Source organism: Psychrobacter sp. W2-37-MNA-CIBAN-0211, assembly GCF_040309405.1.
Taxonomy (GTDB): Bacteria; Pseudomonadota; Gammaproteobacteria; order Pseudomonadales; family Moraxellaceae; genus Psychrobacter; species Psychrobacter glaciei.
Window position 1 is genome coordinate 66328 of record NZ_JBEOOU010000011.1, and the last position, 15300, is coordinate 81627.

Sequence of the window (15300 nt, forward strand, 5' to 3'; positions counted from 1 at the left end):
TAATCTCCGCAAACCTTTTAGTGCTAGTTAAAAACTCGGCCGAAATGCCCATAGACGCTGTGTAACAACCTTAATTGACTTCGCTGTTTTGCTCTTATCGTTATTACCCGTACTGTTGGCATCATTGCCATTTTTATCATTGCTATTAGCATCGTTGTTATTAGCAGCACTACTATTGTCGGTCTCACCATCACCAGTGGCAGCTTTGCTAATCAAAACAGTAGCAAAACGTTGCCTTGTTTGACCAGTATTCGCACTATCTGTTGCCGTGATAAGCGCCGTAAAAGCCTGACTGTCAACGGCTAACAATGGTGTTAATGCTGCCCGCTGCTCTGCATTAATACCTCCCAATTGTGGCAATTGCCATAATTCATCAATAGATGGTAAGACCTGCTTACTCCTCATCTCGGTCAACCCACGCATCTGCTCGCTAGTCACACCGTCCACCAAAGACGCCAGCAATTCAGGGCTGGCGGTATTGACATTGATAGGCACATAATAAGGGACGGCAGTAACGTAAGGGCGTAGCGCCGCCAGCACTTCAGCGCCTACTCCTCGAACGTCTTGTAGCTGATCGATGCTAAGAAATGGCTGGTTCGGTAATGTCCCATCTAATGCCCCGCTGCGCTGCTGCGAATATACCACGCTCTCATCACCGCCATCTTGATAGACCTCACCATCTGCATCTTGATAATCCAGTACCGCAATGGCGATATTGGGCTCTAGATTTAATTGTGTTAAGAGTCTTTGAAAGACAGCCAAGTCTGCCGTATTAACCGCACCATTCTGATATAAGTTATTAATATTAAAACGACTGGCCTCGTCGCGAATTTCGATGCTAATGCTATGATTATCTAAGGCATAAGGCGGTATTGGCTGCGCCCAAATATCTTGCTCGCTATCCGTATCGTTCAGCTTATCATCCGCACGAATCAAGGTCACTGCCAACTGCTGACCGGCGTTAATGTCTTGTAATAACTGATTCTGATCAAACAATAAGCCACTACGCCTGATAGCAATTTTTTGACTGGCAAGCATCGCCCCTGCGACCACCGTAATACTAACCACCAGTAGCAATATAGTCAGCAGCGCTACCCCGCGCTGAGAATGCGCTGTCATTGACATAAGCGACCTCTCTGATTGGTACAAGGGCACATTTTCAATACCTTATAAATTAGCATTGCCCACACCAGCGTTAGCAGTATTGCTACCATTAGTATTATCGTTATTGCTGCTGTTACCGTCATTACTGCCATTATCGTTGCTGTTATCACTTTTACTATTAGGTGTATTTTGCATACTACTACGAGGGAATGGCTGCGGCGCAAGTGCCCATTGCCAAGTGATAGGCATATCTTGATAAGTGAAGCTGACAGCAATACCTTTTGGTAATAACTTAGCCTCAGCTTGGCTACTCGCTGTATTAGTCGTTTGCCCAGAGGCGCTATTCGTATTGTTGTTATTGCCACTGTTTTCGTCAGGGAACTTTGTCGCTATCTCTGGTAAATAGGCCTGCCAGCGTGCTGCGGTCACCCCTTCCAACAATACACTATCCAAACTAACGCTATCAGGCCCCGTTGCGAGGCTGGTATATTGACGGCGAATCAAGCGCTCATCGGCAAAAATATATTCGACGTGCTGCATACTGGTACTGCTTTGGTAGCGTGGGTCAGGATCTGCAAAGCGTACGAAGCTGACACGCTCGCCATCTAGGCTCATAAAAGGCTCAGGCTCTATCGCATTGTCTTGGCTGCTTTCGTTGCCACTATTTGCGACACTAATATCTTGAGTACGGGTATCTTGAGTACGGGCATCTTGCGTCGTGGGTAACTGATAAGGAATGATTTGCCCCATATCTTGTTGTAGCTGCAAATAGGCATATTGCAAGACAGCCAGATTATCAGCATGAAATTGTGCGCGTTCACGGGCGCGGTTCACACTATCAAACACTTGCCAACCAGCCACTGCCAACATCGCAAATATTGCCATAGCGACCATCAGCTCAAGTAAGGTAAAGCCGCGTTGCTGTCTCACGGGTTACCTCCACTTGAATTTGGGTTCGCTAAATCCAAACTACCCACATCCTGTTCTGGATTACTCAAAACCACCTTAATATCCGTCACTGTGTTACCTGTCTGTCCATCGATAATCGGCGCGACAGCGATAGTAACTTGTTTCAACGCTGGGGTAATGGTGTCACCGACTGTCATCACTACTTGCCAATCCCGACCTTGCGCGTTAAGCGTTTGGCTGCGATTGGCAGTCAGCCATGTCTCTTGAATCTGTAGATCAGCCGCCGCATTTTGGGCAACGAAATGAGCCAGCGTACGGGTACGCAACACATCAACCGAGCTGAGATACGCACTGCTGGCACGGCTAGCAGCGACAGCGACGACGGCTAAAATCGCTAATGCGACCATCACTTCAATCAAGGTAAAACCGCTTTCGCGTGTCGACTTTAAAAAGGTATCTTCGCTAGGCCTAGTAGCCGAATTAATAGGCAATTTTGATAACTTAACCATCAGCTACAGTCCTTGTCCTAACGACATACTACCGTCCGGCATGATGGTAATTACCTCACCCACCAAACGCGAATTATGACGTACTTCGATCGTTACAGGCGTTGCTTGCCCGGTGCCAAACCAGAGTATTTGAGGTACCGTCTGATCGGTAAACCAAGGCTGTAGCGTCTGATTCTGTCCAGCATTTACAGCGTTGCCAGCATCTAAGCTTTGCACACTCAAACTAACCCCATCAGGCATTTCAGGCAACGTGACTTCTGGTTCAATCTCCCAACTTGGCGTTGGTATTTCGCCTTTCGTACCCGACAAATCTGTAGACAATTCCATAGCATTTTTGGGACGGCTATCCGTACCGTCTGAGGTGATATCAGCGGTTTGATAGGCAATATAAGGATTTGATAAGGTGACGATGACCGGATTTACTTGACTTTGTTTATTCGCTTGTAAGCTTAAGCCCATTGGCTGCATACGCTCAGCTGATAACAGCCGCACGTAACTCAATGAATCGGTAAGGTGTTCATAAAAGGCACGGTTTTTTCGGGACTCACTACTACCAACTGACAAGCTCATCATGCCAGCAAAGATAGATAGAATCACCACCACTACCACGATTTCAACGAGGGTAAAACCAGCTTGCGCATGGGTGCTTTTTGATATTTTAGAGGATAAAACCGGAGGAGTTTTTACTATAGCGACATTGCAGCCGGTACAAGCGACCGAACTATTAGCCTTTTCAGTATATAGTAAGTGTTGACTTGCTAAGCCTAAATGGCAAGCGACCACTGAACTGGACTGAGTCTTAGCAGTGACCGGCATATTGCACCTATTGGCCTATAATTAAAGTTTGGTATATAAAGTGGTAAACATAGCAGAGTGATAGATATAGCAGGCTTACACAGAGTGTAATTTCTTGAGAGTTCTCATCACTCAAACCTTGGCAACTTTGGCGTGTTGCAATAAGAATATTACAACACGGATGCTTTTAAATTTATGTAAATGCCTACAGGCCCTAGTAATTGGTATTGCGATGTTCTTCTGACTCAGTATCAATTTGCTCTACCAGCTCTTGCATATCTTCATCCATGACTTCTTCGTCATCGGCAGGATAATGACTAGGCAACTCAAGCATTTGCTGGACAAAAGCATAACGCAGGGTATCACGGCGACCCAAATAACGCTGATAAAAGCTTGAGTTTAATAGTCCCGCACCGCCTTGACCCATCGCCCAAATAGAGGACAAATAGTCACGCGTACTCAAGTTACTGTGCTCATCTCTCAAATAAGCACTGATGATATCAATCAGACGCTTCATACGCTGACGGCGAATATCATACAGCTCGCCAAATAAGCGATTGAGACCCGTCACCGATGCTGCTAAACGCTCTTCGATTTGATTGAGTAGCATGGCTTTTTGTGGATTAAACAGTTGCTGAAAAATCATACGAGCAACGCCTGCCGACGGACAATCATCAATGCGATTAATCTCAAACAGTTGCTCTTCATAGCGAATAATAATACGCAAATAGAGCTCATCTTTACTGGAGAAATGCTTATATAGCGTCCCTTTAGCTAAGTCCAGCTGATCCGCCAAACTGTCTAAAGTGATATCACCATCGCCTGACTCAAGTAGCAATTGCTCTGCCATCGCTAAGATATTTTCTTCTCGTGCCTTGAACTGATGCTGACGACTCATAATCTCTCCTAAAACCTGACAAGATTAAACATATGACCCTCGAACGGATTAGTGCGTCGGCGACAAGTGTATGAGGTCATACAAAGTCTACTCGAAAATCACCAAAGGAGATATGCTTATGTTTGCTAAATAGTCATTAATAATCATATGCTTACGCTCGGAATAATAAGTACAAATAGCGTAAAGTAATAAGACTATCTAATAAATGACTGAGTGGTCATAGCATAACGATTTTAATGGTACTGTGCCAGTAAATTTTCAAAGTTTTTTGCGGTCAATGTCCCAACCTCATCACTACTACAACCATACATATCTGCCAAACAACTTGCCACGTAGGGTACATAGGCTGGCTCATTGGGTTTACCACGCTTAGGTACAGGTGCTAGATAAGGACTGTCGGTTTCGATAAGTAGTCGGTCTCTAGGCATGTTTTTTGCGGCATCTTTGATGGTTTGTGCGCTTTTGAAACTGACAATACCTGAAAACGAGATATAAAACCCTAAATCTAGCGCCCGCTTGGCCGTATCCCAATCTTCGGTAAAGCAATGAATAATACCGTGCTCAGCGCCTTCCGCCTTTAAGATATCGATCGTATCTTCTTTGGCATCGCGCATATGTATGACGAGTGGTTTTTTTAAACTTTGACTGGCATGAATATGACGTGCAAGGCTGGCTTGCTGCTCTTTTTTATTTTCAGTTGACCAATAATAATCCAGCCCCGTTTCCCCAATCGCCCATACATGGTCGGCATCAGCCGTTTCGATCAAACGCTCGACCGTCGCTGATTGCAAGATACTGATATCTTCACAAGGATGGATACCGACGCTCATACCAAGATTTAGCGTCTCATCGCCATAGGTACTGACGATATGGGCAATCTCATCATATTCAGCAAAATCACACATAATCGCCATTGCCCGAGTGACATTGGCGGCTTTCATTGCGTCAATCGCACCAGACAATTGACCATCATACTTGGTTAAATCTAGACGATTAAGATGGCAATGGCTATCAGTAAACATAAACACTCTCGTTAATAAAAATGAATAAATAAAAAATATTAGGAATAAGTCTTCAAAGTGACAGTCGTATTGGTAACAATCATATTAGTAACAGTCGTATTGATTGCCCCAAAGGCAGCTGTTTTCAAGTAAAGTTTAGCGGTACACTATCAGAGGTATGGTTAACCGTGTCTGAAACGGTATCAAAACTGACTATAGTTTTAACATGAGCCTTGACATGAGTCTTGATATAAAGACAGCTAACCAACCATAAAAGCCATGCGCTAGCGAAAACATTACGCCTTCTACTCACTTCTCATAAGCCTTTTATTATGAATCACAAAAAAACCATCAACCTTTCTCCGATCATAAAAGCATTGTTACCCAAACGGTTATACAAAAAGCGGTTTTTATTACAAGATAAAGGGCATGATAATCATATTAGTATTGCTAAAGACGCACGCATCATTGGTAATTCGACCATTACCATTCGCAAAGGTGATGACAATCAAATCACTATCGGTCAGGGTGGTAAATTTAATCAGTTAAAAATTGACATCAATGGCAACCATAATCAAGTCACGATTGGAGAGCACGTTAAGTTTTCGGGGCAATTATTGGTTGTCGGTAATCATCTGCATATTTATATCGGTCATCATACCACCGCCATCGATTGCTATATTTTGGCTCGCGATAAAAGTGTGACCATTGGTCAATCATGCATGATATCACGTGGTATCGAAATTCGAGCGACTGACGTTCACAAGGTCTATGATATAGACACTAACGCGCGAGTGAATAAGGCACATACAGACGTCATTTTAGGAGATCATATTTGGATTGCCGCCAATGTGACCATCTCTAAAAACGTCTCTATCGCCAGCGGTTGTATCATTGCAGCTGGGGCATTTGTCAATAAACCAGTCGAGACGCCCAATTGCATGATTGCTGGTACACCAGCCAAAATTATTCGCCAAAATGTACGCTGGGAGCGTTAAATAATCAAGTCATAAAGCGACGTTTTACCACAGCGAGCATTGGCTATTTAAGGTCAATGCAATGGCACCACTCGCATCACCTCTTCTAAGGTCGTCACGCCTTCACTGATGCGCTTTGCGCCCGATAAGCGCAACGGCTGTACGCCTTCGCGATACGCTTGCTGCTTTAGCACGTCCAAATTGGCATCAGCGGCGACCAGTTTTTTGAGCTCATTCGATAGCGGCATAATTTCATACAGACCGATTCGACCTTGATAACCCGTATGACGGCAATGCTCGCAGCCCTGCGCCATATAAATTTGTGCTGGCACGGGCGCGCGCCAAGGCTGAACCAATTCCTGCCATTGAATAGCAATTTCACTATCTGCAGTCACGTCCAGCGCTTTTTTACAGTGCGGACATAATGTCCGTAGTAGACGCTGTGCCATGACGCCTAGTATGGTCGCTGAGGTTAAAAACGGCTGAATACCCAAATCATGCAAGCGAGTGAGTGAACTTGGCGCATCATTGGTATGCAACGTTGAGAGCACTAAATGTCCAGTCAGTGATGCTTGTACCGCCATATTGGCAGTCTCAGCATCGCGAATCTCACCAACCATAATGATGTCTGGATCTTGCCGCATCAACGAGCGAATACCATCAGCGAAGTGCAAATCAACCCCTGGATTCACCTGCATTTGGTTAAAGGCTGGCTCAATCATCTCGATCGGGTCTTCAATCGTACAGACGTTGACCTGCTCAGTGGCGAGCTGCTTAAGCGTACTGTATAACGTCGTGGTCTTACCTGAGCCAGTCGGACCCGTGACCAAGATAATGCCGTTTGGATGCGCAGTCAGCTCATGCCAAGTATCAAGCTGCTTACCTGACAAACCAAGCTGAGCAAACGAGCGCACCAGCACTTCTGGGTCAAATACCCGCATGACCAGTTTTTCGCCAAAAGCAGTCGGCATCGTCGATAGGCGCAGCTCAGTTTCTAGACCCTTTGGCGTACGGGTTTTTAGCCGTCCATCTTGAGGTTTGCGCTTTTCTGCGACATTTAGTCGTCCTAAGATTTTAATCCGCGCCGTCACCGCGACGATAATAGCCAATGGCATCTCGTAGACGGTATGTAGCACGCCATCAATACGAAAGCGCACTTTTCCGGTCTCACGGCGAGGCTCTAAATGAATATCGCTGGCGCGCTGCTCAAAGGCATATTGCAACAACCAATCGACGACTTTGACAATATGTTGGTCATTGGCATCAGGATTGGTATTGTCACCCAATTGCAATAATGCCTCGACATTGGTGACATCCGCCGCCGCCCGCTTGTGGATGCTATTTGCTCCTGCAATCGCTTGCGTGACTTGATAGAACTCTTGCCGATAGCGGTTGATCTGTTCAGGATTGATAAATACCGTACGAAAGATTTTGGACTTAATGAGTTTTTCAATATTGCCATGCCAATCACTATAAAAAGGCTGGTCGGTGCCGATGACGACTTCATCAATCGTCACCTCGATCGGCAAAATATGCTGCGAGCGCGCATATTCAAAAGACATCAACTGCGTAACGGCTGGCACATCAACTTTTAAAGGATCGATACGCACGAGCGGCATATCTGCTTTGACAGCCAACCATTCATTGAGCCATGGCAGTGTCAATTTCTGTTGTTGCTCATGATCCAAAGCATGTCCATTGGGTAAGCCAAATTCACTAATCGTTAGGAGCGGATGCTGCGCCTTATCACGGCGACTGGTAATCACCAAATTGTAGCCACGCTGATCAATCACCTTATCCGCCAATAATTCATCTAGGCACCAACGCAAATCAATCACGATCGAATACTTTTGAGCAGACATATTTTTCTTCTTTTATTAGAATTTTTTGCAAACCAACTGTTTTATGATGTCAATAAATTGGTATAAATAAAAACGACATAAAGAACGCGCTACTCTCTCACGCTACAAAACCACTGCTACAACGTCCGTGATCTGCAACTGTCCCGATTCTATTAACTGAAAACTGATATCGACACACTTATAGCGCATAACAAACTGTTTATTTACTTCGGCACGGCGATAGGCAGGACGTGGATCTTGTGCAATTAATGCTTTGATAGCATCGAGGTCAGATCGTATGAGTTGCGTTCTTACCTTGTCAATGACTGCCGCTACCATACATAGTTCACTAGGTTCTTTATAAAGCTGTTGATTGACCACCATTTGTGTAAATTGATGGTAAGCCAACTCCGTTATAGTCACATCTAATGACATGGGTGCAGAAGGCGCAAAGCCACTTTTTGCATGCACTAATGCATCACTATAAGCCACATAAGGTTTGATATCGATAATGGGCGTGCCATCTATCATATCAGCACCGCTGATAATAAGTAACACTCGACCTTGTACTATTTCAATACGCTCAAACTTGACCACAGACAATCCCAAAGCGGATGGTCGGTACATACTGCGACTGGCAAATACCCCTATTTTCTGATTGCCCCCAAGCCTTGGTGGTCGAACTTGCGGGCGAAAGCTGCTGTCTGCTTTATTTACCTGTTTATCTTTACTCGCTTGATTGGTTTTATCCACATAATTATGATGAAACTGCCAACTGATCCAAATATGACTAAATGCTTCCAAACCAATGAATGCCGCTGGGGTGTCATAAGGCGCTAGCATCTCAATCACACTGGTCAAGGCCACCAAATTCGGTTGCCTTGGCGCGCCAAACTTCTGTGAAAGCGGCGCACGATGATAGCCAATAATAGGTGCTCGATGATGGTCATCCAAAGATGCATTATGGTCAGACATATATCCACTCCAATGATGGCAAACGGCCCTTATTAAGACAGTTGGCTCAATCATACAAAATTACTCACTAACGATATTCCATTTTATCATGCTACATAGCGGCCGCTAGACAGATTTTTATTTTAAAGTTTGGTATTATGATCGAGAAATTTATTGAGAATGGCTTGCATTCATACGACAGCGGTATTGCCCATGAGGATAAAAACTCTCGCTATTACTGTACAATTCCTAGGGCGTGTCCTCATTTTAAAAATGAGGATAAAAGTGAGGTAAATTGCAGTCAAACAAGGAAAATAGCGCAGATAATATCGAGATATTACCTAGCTAATTGACGATGTTTGGCAAGATTTAACCACTTTTAGCCCATTTAGATCGCTATCGGTTCAATTGAGGACACGCCCTAGTATGAAAGTGGAAAAACGCCTTATAAATTGATTCATAAATTTATGACCTTATTGGTTTATAGATAACAGATATTTCAAAGTATGAGCCGTTATTAGCAATTTTGATGATTACCCATTTATATATTGTTAGCCCCCAAAACATATCATTGAAAATTTCAATTTAATACTCATTTACACTTAACGATAAAAATAGTGATTTATTAACGAGGACTTTATGTCAAAACTTCGCACCGAAACGGTCACAGAGGTTCATCATTGGAATGATGCCTTATTTAGCATCAAAACCACACGTGACGATGGTTTGCGCTTTCGCAATGGCGAGTTTGCGATGATTGGTATCGTTGTCGATGGCAGACCACTCTTACGCGCTTATTCGATTGCTAGCCCCAACTACGAAGATCATTTAGAGTTCTTCTCTATCAAGGTTCCAGATGGTCCTTTGACGTCACGCCTACAGCACATCAAGGTCGGCGATGAGCTGTTGGTCAGCAAAAAACCCACGGGTACGCTCGTCTTAGATGATTTACTACCAGCCAAACACCTTTATATGCTGTCGACTGGTACTGGGCTTGCGCCATTTTTGGCCTTGGCACGTGATCCTGAAGTCTATGAACGCTTTGATAAAGTCATCATGGTGCATGGTGTACGCCATGTCGATGACTTGGCTTATCGTGATATGTTCGAAAATGAGCTGCCCAACGATGAAATCTTTGGTGAATGGTTCCGCGAGAAGTTCATTTATTACCCAACGGTTACTCGCGAAGAATTTAGAAACCAAGGCCGCGTTACCGATTTGATGAGATCAGGCAAACTCTTTGAAGATATTGGTTTACCGCCAATTAACAAAGACGATGACCGTGTCATGATATGTGGCAGCATGCCGTTTAATGCGGAAGTCTCTGAGATTCTAGATGGTTTCGGTCTCACTGTGTCACCACGCATGGGCGTTCAAGCCGACTATGCGGTCGAAAGAGCGTTTGTCGGTTAAGATTAATTTGATTAAAATCACAATTATTATAAATAATTCTTGACGCTCAAAAATAGGCTGCTATAATACGCAGCCTATACAGAGTTAACCCTGTAGCCCAATTCAATAAAGTTCGCATTATAAACTTTATTATCTAACATGCCAGTGTGATGGAATTGGTAGACATGACGGATTCAAAATCCGTTGCCTATAAAGCGTGTCGGTTCGAGTCCGACCACTGGTACCATTTTTAAAATAAAAAAGCCTCCCTAGTCGGAGGTTTTTTTATGCCTAACAATAACTCATGCAGCAGCTCTTTACTTATATATGGTCGATACAGACAGCTGCATTAATAAAAGCACATTAACGCTCAAAACCTTCAAATAAAAGTTGCTGATTGCCGTTATTCCTTTTGCATGAATAGGTTCAAAAACATCGCTGTAACTCATTCATATACCTAACAATCAATACCAAAATAACCATAAAATCAGGTAAAATAGTGGTCATGACCGCTTCTATCAACCCTAGCCCGCGTAAGATTATTCACATCGACATGGATGCATTTTATGCCAGTGTTGAACAGCGCGACTTCCCTGAGTTACGCGGCAAGCCCTTGGTAGTGGGCGGCGACCCAAATGGTCGCGGTGTGGTGGCAGCGGCGAGCTATGAAGTGCGCAAATTTGGTGTGCGGTCTGCAATGTCCTGTTACGAGGCACGCAAACGCTGTCCAGAAGTGGTGTTTGTACGACCACGCTTTGATGTCTACCGTGCTGTCAGCAGTGATATCCGCAGTATCATGCACCGCTTGACGCCGCATGTTGAACCCTTGTCTCTAGATGAAGCTTATCTGGATGTCACTGGCTTGCAATTCCAGCAAGGTTCTGCGACTTTGATGGCCAATTGGCTACGGGCGCAAATCTTAGCACAGACCGGATTAACTGCCTCTGCTGGGGTGTCGTTTAATAAGATGCTGGCAAAAATTGCTTCTGATATCAACAAACCGAATGGCACAGCGATTATCACCCCAGCCGATTCTGATGCGTTTATCAGTACGCTACCTATTGAGCGTTTTCACGGTATTGGTAAGGCAACTGCTACGCGCCTCCATGCGATGGGCGTGAGCAATGGCGCTGATCTTCGACGCATGCCAGCCGCCGTATTGGTGCAGGAGTTTGGCAAACGCGGCCAATTTTATCACGATATTGCTCATGGTCGTGATGAGCGCCCTGTCAAATCTGAGCGCACGCATAAATCTGTGGGTTCTGAGACCACATTCCGAGACAATTTAAGTGATAATGACGCACTAAGAGCCCAAATCTACGAGCAAAATGACGATGCGTTTGGACAAATGCAAAAAAAACAGCTGATTGCTTATACCATTACCCTAAAAATAAAATACGCAGATTTTACTCAAATTACGCGCTCACATACCTTATCGACGGCATTCTCCAATGCTAACTCTGCTCATTATTGGCTTGATAAGCTATTTTTGGACATTCCACGTGACCTTCCTATTAGGTTGGTTGGGGTTACTTATTCTTCATTAACTCCTGCCACGCAATTACTGCCACAGTTAAATCTTTTTGAATAACCTAATGAATTTCTAGTGTTAAAGCAGTAAGCTGCTGTCTACTGTTTATAGTAAATGCTTAGGCTATTTAGATGATTAAAATAGCTTTTATACCAGCTTATCCTTTCGCAAACTATCCCTTCATATGCTCATTTCTGCTACAATTACGCCAAAATTCCTATCTATTCAAAGACTGATTATGACCGACTCTCGCCCTGTAGCTGCCGATAGTAATACCGCCATTCATACTGATACAAACGCTGATATATTAGACTATTTAAGCGTAGACGATTACGATTATGAGCTACCAGATACTCTGATTGCTCGTTACCCGTTGTCAGAACGCTCCGCCTCAAAATTATTATATCTGCCTGCCGACCATCATGATGATAGGATCAGTCAAGCCGAAGATCGTTTATTTGCTGAACTACCTGATCTATTAAATGCAGGCGATTTGATCGTATTTAACGATACCAAGGTCATGAAAGCGCGCTTGTTTGGTCAAAAGGATACCGGTGGCAAGGTTGAAGTATTGATTGAACGTTTGGTTAATATCTCGGATTTGGACATAGCGACTCTGCATTTAATGGCGACAGATGAGCAGCCAGTTACGAGAGAATATGTCGCGCTTTGCCATGTGAAAGCCAGTAAAGCCCCCAAGCTTGGTCAGAGACTGGCGCTTGCGGATGGTCATATGGGCTGCGTGATGATTGGTCGCCAAGACAATTTATTTATCCTAGCGTTTGACGCGCCTATTTTGCCTCATTTAGAGCTTTATGGTGAATTGCCCATTCCGCCCTACTTTGAGCGTCATGCCGATGCCACGGACAATACCCGTTACCAAACGGTCTTTCATGATCCAGCCAAACTTGCCAGCGTTGCCGCACCCACAGCCAGTCTGCATTTTGATGAGAGTGTGTTAAGCAAACTTGCGGCAAAAGGCATTAATACAGCGTTTGTCACGCTACACGTTGGCGCTGGTACTTTTGCCCCTGTAAAAACCGATAATTTACTCAACCACACCATGCACAGCGAATACGCGCATCTACCGCAACCGACCGCCGACCTTATCAATCAAACCCATGCGAATGGTAAGCAAGTCATCGCTATTGGTACGACGGTGACGCGCGTACTCGAAACAGCGTATCAAAAAACAGCGGCTGACGGCAAAGCACTTGCTAGCTGGTCAGGCGACACCGATATCTTTATTTATCCTGGATTTAAATTTGGAGTCATAGATCGTTTATTGACTAACTTTCACTTACCAAAGTCTACCCTATTGATGCTCGTATCAGCATTTGCAGGCAAGGCCGCTATCGAACAGGCGTATCAACATGCTATCCAAGCTGAATATCGCTTTTTTAGCTATGGCGATGCGATGCTCCTTGATAAAAAAATCAGGTAATACCTTTAAAGTTGCAACATTATTGGGCATTATTAGTCAACGTTACTTTTTAGTAGCTACTAAAAAGTAACGTCTATGAAATAAACTGGTAAACTAAAGCGTATTTTGTTATAACAGCACAAGTAACTCACACTCTAAGGGCTGCACATGTCTCGTCATTTATCTCATCGCTTGACTACTGTAAATTGTGCGGTGTCGATGGCGTTACTTTATTCAATAGGCTCTATTGCTATATCGTCTAGCGCGCAGGCAGCAACGATCGGTAAGACTGTCGTAACCTCTGCGCAGCACGAGCCCTTAGCCGCCAGTATAATAGTGACTGACATTAAAGCCGCTGACTTTTCAGCCAGCTTAGCGAACCCTATTATTTATCAACAAATGGGGCTTACGCCAACGGATTCAATGACAGTGAGTTTTAGACCCACGTCAGCGAGCAGCGGGCAAGTTTTGATCAACACCACGCAGCCCGTTTCTAAGCCTTTTGCCGATGTGGTCTTAGCCATTAATGACGGTGGTCAACGCAATGTCATTCCCAAGACATTGCTCATGCCTCTTGATGACAGCATACCTATTAAGCCATTTAACAAACCTTCTAAAAATATCGTGACCGGTGCAAAGAAACCCAATCTGCCTATCATTTCAGCTACCAACGCCAAACCGTTGACGGTTAGAAAAGGTGCGCCGCCGCCACTGATATCAACGCCTAGAGCGGCGACAGCGACAGTTACCTCAAACTTGCCAGTAATAGCCACCTCTGCACCGCAGAGCAATCGTCCTATTTATGCCCCAAGTCGCTTGGATAATGGGCGTTTGAATGCTAGCAACAACGTCATGACAACGGCTGCTAGCGCTGTAGATATCAGTCCTGTTGACAAGGCAACTAGCAACCCTGTCGAAAACAACGTAATGATCAATAAAAGCATGGCTGACAGTACAACGGCAAATAATAATAAGACAATTGCTGGAATCACTGACAAACAGTTCGATATTTTAAATATACAAATCATAAGACAGATACAGCCTAGCAATAAGACCAGTACTGGCATCAAGGCCAACGCTCCTGCATCGCCAATGCCGAATAACAATGCTGACAGCACTGCATCAATGGCAAAATCAGATTCTAATAGCGCTATTACTACTACTGCACCAAGCAGCATCCCCTCTAGCGCTGTTGCCGCAGGGTCGACTACAGTGAATAGCAATACTGCCGCTACAATTAACACAGCAACCAATCGCGCTACTAGCACGTCCGTTGACTATCAAGTACAGCGCAACGATAGCTTATGGGTTATTGCCCAGCAAATTGCCCAAAAAAATAACCTAGACGTTCAAACGGTCATGAAACAAATTCAGGCACAAAACCCGAATGCTTTTATCAATAAAGATGCAGATCAACTAAAAGCGGATGCTAAGCTGAGCTTACCCAATTATGAAGTCGTACCATCACAGCAAAACTTGGAAGCGGCTATTAATGCTCAAAGACAGTATAGACTGAGCGCAAACACCCCTACCGTCAAGAAAGCAGCGCCCCCAAAACCAGCGGCTAAAACCACAACTGAGGCAGCATCTGAGACGACTCAAGCAGCTCAAAACTCTGAAAGCCCTGAAAAGCCAGCCGCCACTAAAACCCAGACATTACCAAAAGCGCGTTTTTCTGTGCTCGCACCTAGTTCTAATACTGATAAAAATGGCAACGCCGACGGCAATAATGCTAAAGCAGCAACGGCCACGGGCAATGGTCTCAGTACAGAGACCTTAGCAACGCTCAAAGCCTCTAGACAAGGAGCTGCGTCACAAGCACAGCGCCTGTCAAAAACCAACAACATGCTTGACGGTTATACTAGTAAATTGCAATTACAAAACCAAAAACTGGCGGAGCTTCAAGCTCGTCTCAAAAAATTACGCAATCAATAATTGCCTGACTGATCAGCGCAGTGTGCTGCAA

At 44.5% G+C, this 15300-nt stretch carries 13 protein-coding genes and 1 tRNA gene; 6 read left to right on the forward strand and 8 right to left on the reverse strand.

Annotated features, from left to right (window positions below; all coding sequences use genetic code 11):
- Positions 1-27 precede the first annotated feature (27 nt).
- The 6 genes from gspK to AAEY72_RS10720 all read right to left on the reverse strand — a co-directional run bounded on the left by gspK (position 28) and on the right by AAEY72_RS10720 (position 5237).
- Complete coding sequence (gene gspK, locus AAEY72_RS10695; protein WP_352310510.1) at positions 28-1125, reverse strand: type II secretion system minor pseudopilin GspK; 1098 nt, start codon at positions 1123-1125, stop codon at positions 28-30.
- Between the two features lie 42 nt (positions 1126-1167).
- Positions 1168-2034 (reverse strand): type II secretion system minor pseudopilin GspJ, encoded by an 867-nt coding sequence (gene gspJ / locus AAEY72_RS10700; protein WP_352310511.1) that lies wholly within the window; start codon positions 2032-2034, stop codon positions 1168-1170.
- Positions 2031-2522, reverse strand: a complete 492-nt coding sequence (gene gspI / locus AAEY72_RS10705) for a type II secretion system minor pseudopilin GspI (RefSeq protein ID WP_352310512.1) — start codon at positions 2520-2522, stop codon at positions 2031-2033. The genes gspJ and gspI overlap by 4 nt, the downstream gene beginning before the upstream one ends.
- Before the next feature lie 3 nt (positions 2523-2525).
- Entirely contained in the window at positions 2526-3338 is an 813-nt protein-coding gene (locus AAEY72_RS10710) for a prepilin-type N-terminal cleavage/methylation domain-containing protein (protein ID WP_352310513.1), read from the reverse strand.
- A 193-nt stretch (positions 3339-3531) separates the two neighbouring features.
- On the reverse strand, positions 3532-4215 hold the full coding sequence (locus AAEY72_RS10715) for a TetR/AcrR family transcriptional regulator (RefSeq protein WP_194618893.1): 684 nt from the start codon (positions 4213-4215) through the stop codon (positions 3532-3534).
- A gap of 233 nt (positions 4216-4448) precedes the next feature.
- A complete protein-coding gene (locus AAEY72_RS10720) occupies positions 4449-5237 on the reverse strand; it encodes a TatD family hydrolase (RefSeq protein ID WP_352310514.1) in 789 nt (262 codons plus the stop codon).
- Positions 5238-5548: 311 nt separating this feature from the next.
- Between AAEY72_RS10720 and AAEY72_RS10725 the strand changes: the two genes are divergently transcribed.
- Positions 5549-6214, forward strand: a complete 666-nt coding sequence (locus tag AAEY72_RS10725) for an acyltransferase (RefSeq protein ID WP_352310515.1) — start codon at positions 5549-5551, stop codon at positions 6212-6214.
- 53 nt (positions 6215-6267) lie between these two features.
- Here the strand turns inward: AAEY72_RS10725 and tfpB are convergent, their stop codons facing one another.
- Together tfpB and tsaA are read right to left on the reverse strand one after the other, a co-directional pair.
- Positions 6268-8055, reverse strand: a complete 1788-nt coding sequence (tfpB, locus tag AAEY72_RS10730) for a type IV pilus assembly ATPase TfpB (RefSeq protein ID WP_352310516.1) — start codon at positions 8053-8055, stop codon at positions 6268-6270.
- A gap of 102 nt (positions 8056-8157) precedes the next feature.
- Complete coding sequence (gene tsaA, locus AAEY72_RS10735) at positions 8158-9009, reverse strand: tRNA (N6-threonylcarbamoyladenosine(37)-N6)-methyltransferase TrmO (RefSeq protein WP_352310517.1); 852 nt, start codon at positions 9007-9009, stop codon at positions 8158-8160.
- Positions 9010-9627: 618 nt separating this feature from the next.
- Here tsaA and AAEY72_RS10740 point away from each other — a divergent pair.
- The 5 genes from AAEY72_RS10740 (at position 9628) to AAEY72_RS10760 (ending at position 15269) form a co-directional block, all read left to right on the forward strand.
- Positions 9628-10401 carry a ferredoxin--NADP reductase gene (locus AAEY72_RS10740; protein WP_010199805.1) on the forward strand — a complete coding sequence of 258 codons (774 nt, stop codon included), beginning with the start codon at positions 9628-9630 and terminating at the stop codon, positions 10399-10401.
- A 140-nt stretch (positions 10402-10541) separates the two neighbouring features.
- Positions 10542-10627: transfer RNA gene (locus tag AAEY72_RS10745), tRNA-Leu, on the forward strand.
- Between the two features lie 258 nt (positions 10628-10885).
- Complete coding sequence (gene dinB, locus AAEY72_RS10750; protein WP_352310518.1) at positions 10886-11971, forward strand: DNA polymerase IV; 1086 nt, start codon at positions 10886-10888, stop codon at positions 11969-11971.
- A gap of 178 nt (positions 11972-12149) precedes the next feature.
- Positions 12150-13355, forward strand: coding sequence for a tRNA preQ1(34) S-adenosylmethionine ribosyltransferase-isomerase QueA (gene queA, locus AAEY72_RS10755; RefSeq protein WP_352310519.1), 1206 nt, complete (start codon positions 12150-12152; stop codon positions 13353-13355).
- Positions 13356-13502: 147 nt separating this feature from the next.
- Entirely contained in the window at positions 13503-15269 is a 1767-nt protein-coding gene (locus AAEY72_RS10760; protein WP_352310520.1) for a type IV pilus assembly protein FimV, read from the forward strand.
- The last annotated feature ends 31 nt before the right edge of the window (positions 15270-15300 follow it).